Origin of the sequence: Flavobacterium araucananum (assembly GCF_002222055.1) — a bacterium.
Lineage (GTDB): Bacteria > Bacteroidota > Bacteroidia > Flavobacteriales > Flavobacteriaceae > Flavobacterium > Flavobacterium araucananum.
The window spans coordinates 23,225-30,204 of record NZ_MUGS01000023.1 but is presented as its reverse complement, the minus strand read 5'-3'; the positions used below and the strand labels follow the sequence as shown (position 1 = coordinate 30,204).

The following is a 6,980-nucleotide window of genomic DNA, read 5'->3' as shown; positions in this document are numbered from 1 at the left end:
AACATCTATAAATATTGCACTCCTCCGGAGTTTTTTCTAGCCTTGTAAAGGTGGCGTATTTATAAAAAACAACATCTATAAATATTGCACTCCTCCGGAGTTTTTTCTAGCCTTGTAAAGGTGGCGTATTTATAGAAAACAATACGATCAGCTGGTAAAAGCTCCATAGGAGCGAAATACCTGTCAATGTAAATTAGATCAAAAATTAATTATCTCATTATCAAATGGGCACATTTTCTAATTTAGATAATTTTCAAATTGACTTATTGGCACATTGACACATTTTTTAATTAAAGCTAGGGATAACGAATATCCGACCTGTGATAGGATTTGTGGATCGTAATCCTAAATTTTCGCAAGAGAATATCCATATTAGATTTTTAGATTATTAGACTTCTTAGATTGTTAGATTGTTAGAAAAATAGAACTACCTAAATTTTTAATTGATTCAAGGATTGCTAGCGTAGACAGTAAAAAGATCTAAAGATCTAAGAAGTCTAATAATCTAACAATCTACTTTTTTATTTCGCCCGTTCGTTTATCAAACCCGTATGGACAATGGCGGCAACCACTTTTGCAGCAATAACCGCGTTTTAGATGGTGTTTTTCAGTAAAGCATTTATAACCTTCGGGCGTATAGTAAAAATCTTCGCCTTCGATTAATTTATTTTCATTACTTTGCTCTTTCATAAATCTGCATTGGGTTCCCGTTCTTCTTCTTTTAAATCCAATTAAGTAAATTGATTGTGATTTTAATGAATTCGAACATTTTTTATCTACAAATTTATAAATTTTACAGCTAATGTTTCTGATTGTTGCTAAATATTTAATTCCAAAAGGATATCGGGGAATGACCGTCTTTCCGTTTGTCTTTTTAAAATATCATTTAGATAAAGAGAATCCTGTTTTTGTAAATCATGAAAAAATTCATTTGCAACAACAATTAGAAGTACTTATTTTTCCGTTTTATCTTTTTTATTTTTTAGAATATATAATTCGGTTGATACAGTACAAAAACAGAGATCTGGCGTATCAAAATATAAGTTTTGAGAGAGAAGCTTATGCAAATGAAACGGATTTAAATTATTTAAAGAACCGACCTTTTTTTGGCTTTTTGAATTACATAACTTTAAAATAAAAGAGATTTTGAATCAGGAAATTCATATCTGTTTTCCAAATGATATTTCTTTAGTAATAAAGAGAGATGATCTCAATCATCCGTTTATTTCAGGGAATAAATTAAGAAAACTAAAATACAATTTACTTCAGGCAAAAGCCGAAAATAAAGAAGCCCTGGTGACTTTTGGGGGTGCTTTTTCAAACCATATTGCAGCAGTCGCTTATGCCGGAAAACAACAGGGTTTAAAAACGATAGGTATAATTAGGGGAGAAGAACTTTTTGATAAAATTGAAGAGAACCCAACATTAAAATTTGCTCAGCAAAACGGAATGCAATTAGAGTTTGTAACCAGGGAAGAGTACAGGCATAAAAGCGAAATTACTTTTATAGAAAATCTAAAAGCAAAATTTGGTGCTTTTTATTTAGTGCCTGAAGGAGGAACAAACGAGTTGGCGGTAAAAGGTTGCGAAGAGATTCTGACAGATGAAGATGCTGTTTTTAATTACGTATGTTGTGCAGTAGGAACGGGTGGAACGATTTCAGGATTGATCAATAGCGCGTTGCCACATCAGAAAATTTTAGGGTTTCCGGCGTTAAAAGGTGACTTTTTAACCGATGAAATTCGTATTTTTGCAAAAAAAGATAACTGGAATTTAATTTCTGACTATCATTTTGGAGGTTATGGAAAGATAAATTTGGAATTAATTGAATTTATCAATGCTTTTTTTGAAGAAACAAAAGTGCCATTAGATCCAATTTATACAGGAAAGATGGTTTTTGGCGTTATAGATTTAATACATAAAAACTATTTTCCCGAACATTCAAAAATAATACTCATTCATACCGGCGGATTGCAGGGAATTGAAGGAATGAATATGAAGTTGATGCAGAAAAAATTACCAATACTCAAAAGAAATGTTTAAAAAAATCATAATCGTTTTCATAATCGCAACATTAGCAAGTTGTTCGTCCAGTAAACCTGCTATTGCAACGACCAAAAGGGCAGCAGCGGTGCAGAGGCCAAGAACGGTTCCGACAAAAAAAACGGCTGATAGCAAGCCAATTGGCAAAAAATATCCCACTACAAATAATACAACTGAGGTCATTCAATCTACTTCAAAAACAGTTGTAACCAGCGATCTGATCAACAATTATATTTTGCAATTTAAAGATATTGCAATGGGAAATATGCAGAAATATGGTATTCCTGCAAGTATTATTTTGGCACAGGGAATCTTGGAATCCGGTGCAGGAAGAGGAGATTTAGCATTAGAAGCAAACAATCATTTTGGAATAAAATGTCATAAAGACTGGTTAGGAGAAAGTGTTCGCCATGACGATGACTCTGCTCAGGAATGTTTTAGAAAATATAACGAAGCTTCAGAATCGTACAGAGATCATGCTTTGTTTTTAGTCGGAAAAAATAGGTATGCAACGTTGTTTACTTACGAAAAAGACGATTATAAATCCTGGGCAAAAGGTTTGAGAGCCGCAGGTTATGCTACAGATCCTAATTATCCGGACAAATTAATTAGTTATATAGAACGATATAATTTGCATCAATACGATTGTCAGGTTACCGGAAAAAATTATAAGCCTTTCGAGAAGTCAACTCCGGTTAAAAGTTCTTCTGGTTCAAATTCAAATTCGAACGATCCTAATTTATACGAAGTTCAAAAAGGAGATACCTTATATTCGATATCCAAAAAATTCAATTTATTGGTTGATGATCTCAAGCAAAAAAATAATCTTTCAGACAATGCACTTTCGGTTGGACAGAAGCTTAAGGTGAAGTAGTTTTTTAGTTTTCAGTCTCAGTTTTCAGTTTTGAAATCAATCTAATTTTTTAAATAAAGTTCTCAATTTAAAATCTAAAATCAGAACTCCAAAATCTAAAATATAAATTCATAATGATATATAAAAGAAGTAGTCAGCTTTTTGCTGAAGCAGAAAAAGTAATTCCAGGAGGAGTAAATTCGCCGGTTAGAGCCTTTAAAGCGGTTGGAGGAAATCCTATTTTTGCAAAAAGTGCCAAAGGTGCTTATTTGTATGACGAAGACGGAAATAAATTAATAGATTATATCAACTCTTGGGGGCCAATGGTTTTGGGTCATGCCTATCAGCCGGTTGTTGATGCTGTAATCGAAAAAGCAAAACTAGGAACTTCGTTTGGGATGCCAACAGAATTAGAAACTCAAATCGCAGCTTTGGCAGTTTCGATGGTTCCGAATATTGATAAAATAAGATTTGTAAATTCAGGTACAGAAGCTTGTATGAGTGCGATTCGTCTGGCTCGAGGATTTACAAAAAGAGATAAAATAATAAAATTCGCAGGTTGTTACCACGGACATTCTGATTCGTTTTTGATTCAGGCAGGAAGCGGAGCCGTAACTTTTGGTTCGCCAAATAGTCCGGGAGTTACAGAAGGAACTGCAAAAGATACTTTGCTGGCTAAATACAATGATTTAGAGAATGTAAAGACTTTAATCGAAGCTAATAAAAATGAAATAGCAGCTATTATTATCGAAGCAGTTGCTGGAAATATGGGGTGTATCCCGCCTCAAAAAGGTTTTCTGGAAGGTCTGAGAGAATTGTGTACGGCAAACGGAATTTTACTGATTTTTGATGAGGTAATGACAGGTTTCCGTTTGGCTCGTGGCGGAGTTCAGGAATTGTATAATATAAATGCTGATATTGTAACTTTTGGAAAAGTAATTGGTGGTGGCTTACCGGTTGGAGCTTTTGCTGCACGCGAGGAAATCATGAATTATCTTGCGCCGTTAGGTCCCGTTTATCAGGCAGGAACGCTATCCGGAAACCCGTTAGCGATGGCGGCAGGATTAGCAATGTTGCAGGCACTTGATAATGATCGTGCTGTTTTTACCCGTTTAGAAGAAAAAACAGCCTATTTAGAAGCAGGAATCGACAGGGTTCTTAAAGCAAATAATGTTGTTTTTACTATTAACAGAGTAGGTTCAATGATTTCGGTTCATTTTGATGCCAATCCGGTTGTTGATTTTCAAACAGCTGCAAAAGGAGATAATGAAACATTCAGGAAATTCTTTCATGGTTTATTGCAGGAAGGTATTTACATTGCGCCATCTGCTTATGAAACATGGTTTATCACAGACGCATTAACTTACGAAGATCTTGATTTTACAATTAATGCGATTGATAAGGTTTCAAAGACATTTTAAATCTTAAAAGTTAAAATATTTTCAATTTCAGGCTCCGCTTTTTCATTAAAGTTGAGCCTTTTTTTTGCCTTGAAATTAAGATTTGCAGTAGTTAATGAAAAGTTAATAAGCATGTTTTTTCTCTTATATTTAGAATAAAAATTATTTTTGTTTAACAAATAACCATTAAACCTACAATAAATGAATAAATTTTTCATTTTTATTACCACGGCAGTTTTTATGCTGCTTTCTACCAACCAATTTGCCCAATCTAAAAAGAAAGAACCTAAAAAAGGAGAACCAGTAGTTGCGCCATCAGAAAAAAAATCAGAATCGACAATCAAAGAGTACAGCAAAGTAATTACGAAAGACGCTGTTTCTGATTCCGGGCTTTTTACGGTTCATAAAGTCGATAAAAAGTATTATTTCGAAATTCCAAATAAGTATTTAAACAAGGATATGCTTTTAGTAAGCAGACTTTCAAAATTGCCTTCTAATTTAGGTGGAGGATATGTAAATGCCGGATCTGAAACGAATGAACAACTAGTGGTTTGGCAACGTTTTCAGGATAAAATACTCATCAAATCAAAATCGTATAATGCAGTTGCAAATGATTCTTTGCCTATTAGCATTTCGGTAAAATCTAATAATTACGAACCTACATTATTTGCTTTCGACATCGTGGCTTTTAGCAAAGATTCGACCAATACAGTTATTGATGTAACTAAGTTTTATAGTACAGATGTAAAAGCAATTAGCGGTATATCTGCAGAAATGCGCGAAACGTATAAAGTAAAAGGACTTGACGATTCGAGAAGTTTTATTAATACAATAAAAAGTTTCCCGATGAATATCGAGGTTATTCAGGACATGACGTATAATGCCTCAAAACCATCGATGCTAGAAGATACAGAATCGATAAGTATCCAGATGAATCAATCGATGATTCTATTGCCTGAGGTGCCAATGAAACCCAGACTGGCAGATTCGAGAGTAGGATGGTTTACGGTAAGCCAATACGATTATGGAAGTAATGAATTAAAATCAGACCTTAAAACATATATCAGACGTTGGAGATTAGAACCTAAAGATCCTGAAGCATACAACAGAGGAGAATTGGTTGAACCTGTAAAACCTATTGTTTATTATTTAGATCCTGCAACGCCGGAGAAGTTAAGAAAATATATAAAACAAGGAATCGAAGAATGGCAAAAACCTTTTGAAAGTGCGGGATTTAAAAATGCGATTATTGCCAAAGATGCACCAACCAAGGAAGAAGATCCTGATTTTAGCCCTGAAGATATTCGATATTCTGTGATACGTTATGTAGCAAGTACAACCCGAAATGCGGTTGGGCCGAGTGTTTCTGACCCCAGAACCGGCGAAATTATCGAAAGTGATGTTATTTGGTATCACAATCATTTGCGTTCGTATAGAAACAGATATATGCTGGAAACGGGCGCTGCAAATCCTTCTGCCAGAACTTTGCAAACCAGTGATGAAGAAATGGGAGAAATGATGCGCATGGTAATTGCTCATGAAGTGGGGCATGCTTTAGGGTTCCCGCACAATATGGGCGCAAGTTGTGCGTATGATGTTGAAAGTTACAGAAATGGAGATTTTACACAACAGAACGGAATTTCGGCAAGTATAATGGATTATGCCCGTTTTAATTATATCGCGCAACCCGGTGATAAAAATATTAGGTTTATTCGTAAAATGGGTGCTTATGATCAATATGCCGTAAATTGGGGATACAGGGTGATTCCAAATGCTAAAACGCCACAGGATGAATCTGCAACTTTAGACAAATGGATTCTGGAAAAAGCAGGAAATCCGTTGTATAAATTTGGAAAACAAAGTAGTGCTTTTGACCCGACCACTCAAACGGAGGATATTGGAAATAATTCAATGAAAGCAAGTTCATACGGTCTTAAAAATCTGGAATATGTAGCAGCGCATTTAAACGAATGGACCAGTAATGTGACTAATGATTATGGCGATTTAGACGAATTATACAAAGAGATGTTAGACGCCTGGAGCAGATATGTGGGTCATGTTGTAACCAATGTGGGCGGGGTTTATGAAAATACTAAAAAGCCCAATCAAGCCGGAAATGTATATGAGGTTGTGCCAAAAGCAAAACAACTTGAGGCAATGAATTGGCTGCAAACAAATGCTTTTGCGTCGCCAACCTGGATTGTAAATATTAATACATTAAAAAACACTGATTTCGCGGGGTATGCAGAAAGGTTCAGAAATTTGCAGGTAAGACATTTGAATAGTTTGCTGAGTATTGGTCGTATTGGTCGATTGATGGATAATGAGATTCTTGGTACAGACACTTATAAAGCACTGGATTTATTAAAAGATACCCGAAAAGGAATCTGGAAAGAAGCTGCTACGCCTGCAAATGTTACTATATACAGAAGAAATTTGCAACGTGGTTACATTGACAGAATGGGGGCTTTGATGACCGAGGAAATTAAACCAACTGACAGATCTGCAATATATTATAATGTAGGGCAATCTGATGTGAGAGCTTTAGTTCGAGGAGAATTGACCGCTTTAAGAGGTACACTTGCAGCAGCAAAAGCAAGACCGGTAAATACGGAAACAAAATACCATTATGAAGATTGTATCAAAAGAATAGATTTAATTCTGAATCCGAAATAGGAAATTTA

General features: G+C 35.0%; 6 protein-coding genes. 5 read left to right on the top strand and 1 reads right to left on the bottom strand.

Annotated features, from left to right (window positions below; genetic code table 11):
- Positions 1-513: 513 nt before the first annotated feature.
- Positions 514-690, bottom strand: coding sequence for a DUF5522 domain-containing protein (locus B0A64_RS25170; protein ID WP_165769812.1), 177 nt, complete (start codon positions 688-690; stop codon positions 514-516).
- 112 nt (positions 691-802) lie between these two features.
- Between B0A64_RS25170 and B0A64_RS13510 the strand changes: the two genes are divergently transcribed.
- From B0A64_RS13510 to B0A64_RS13485, 5 genes are all read left to right on the top strand, one after another.
- On the top strand, positions 803-1,138 hold the full coding sequence (locus B0A64_RS13510) for a hypothetical protein (RefSeq protein WP_089480053.1): 336 nt from the start codon (positions 803-805) through the stop codon (positions 1,136-1,138).
- Positions 1,139-1,146: 8 nt separating this feature from the next.
- A complete protein-coding gene (locus B0A64_RS13505; protein ID WP_244285405.1) occupies positions 1,147-2,043 on the top strand; it encodes a 1-aminocyclopropane-1-carboxylate deaminase/D-cysteine desulfhydrase in 897 nt (298 codons plus the stop codon).
- On the top strand, positions 2,036-2,917 hold the full coding sequence (locus B0A64_RS13500; protein ID WP_089480051.1) for a glucosaminidase domain-containing protein: 882 nt from the start codon (positions 2,036-2,038) through the stop codon (positions 2,915-2,917). The genes B0A64_RS13505 and B0A64_RS13500 overlap by 8 nt, the downstream gene beginning before the upstream one ends.
- A 113-nt stretch (positions 2,918-3,030) precedes the next feature.
- Positions 3,031-4,317 carry a glutamate-1-semialdehyde 2,1-aminomutase gene (hemL, locus tag B0A64_RS13495; RefSeq protein WP_089480050.1) on the top strand — a complete coding sequence of 429 codons (1,287 nt, stop codon included), beginning with the start codon at positions 3,031-3,033 and terminating at the stop codon, positions 4,315-4,317.
- 180 nt (positions 4,318-4,497) lie between these two features.
- Positions 4,498-6,972, top strand: coding sequence for a zinc-dependent metalloprotease (locus tag B0A64_RS13485; protein ID WP_089480048.1), 2,475 nt, complete (start codon positions 4,498-4,500; stop codon positions 6,970-6,972).
- The last annotated feature ends 8 nt before the right edge of the window (positions 6,973-6,980 follow it).

Excerpts from the sequence above, each read along its gene's own strand:
- hemL (WP_089480050.1), top strand. The coding sequence starts at position 3,031 with ATGATATATAAAAGAAGTAGTCAGCTTTTTGCTGAAGCAGAAAAAGTA.
- B0A64_RS13510 (WP_089480053.1), top strand. The coding sequence starts at position 803 with ATGTTTCTGATTGTTGCTAAATATTTAATTCCAAAAGGATATCGGGGA.
- B0A64_RS25170 (WP_165769812.1), bottom strand. The coding sequence starts at position 690 with ATGAAAGAGCAAAGTAATGAAAATAAATTAATCGAAGGCGAAGATTTT.
- B0A64_RS13500 (WP_089480051.1), top strand. The coding sequence starts at position 2,036 with ATGTTTAAAAAAATCATAATCGTTTTCATAATCGCAACATTAGCAAGT.
- B0A64_RS13485 (WP_089480048.1), top strand. The coding sequence starts at position 4,498 with ATGAATAAATTTTTCATTTTTATTACCACGGCAGTTTTTATGCTGCTT.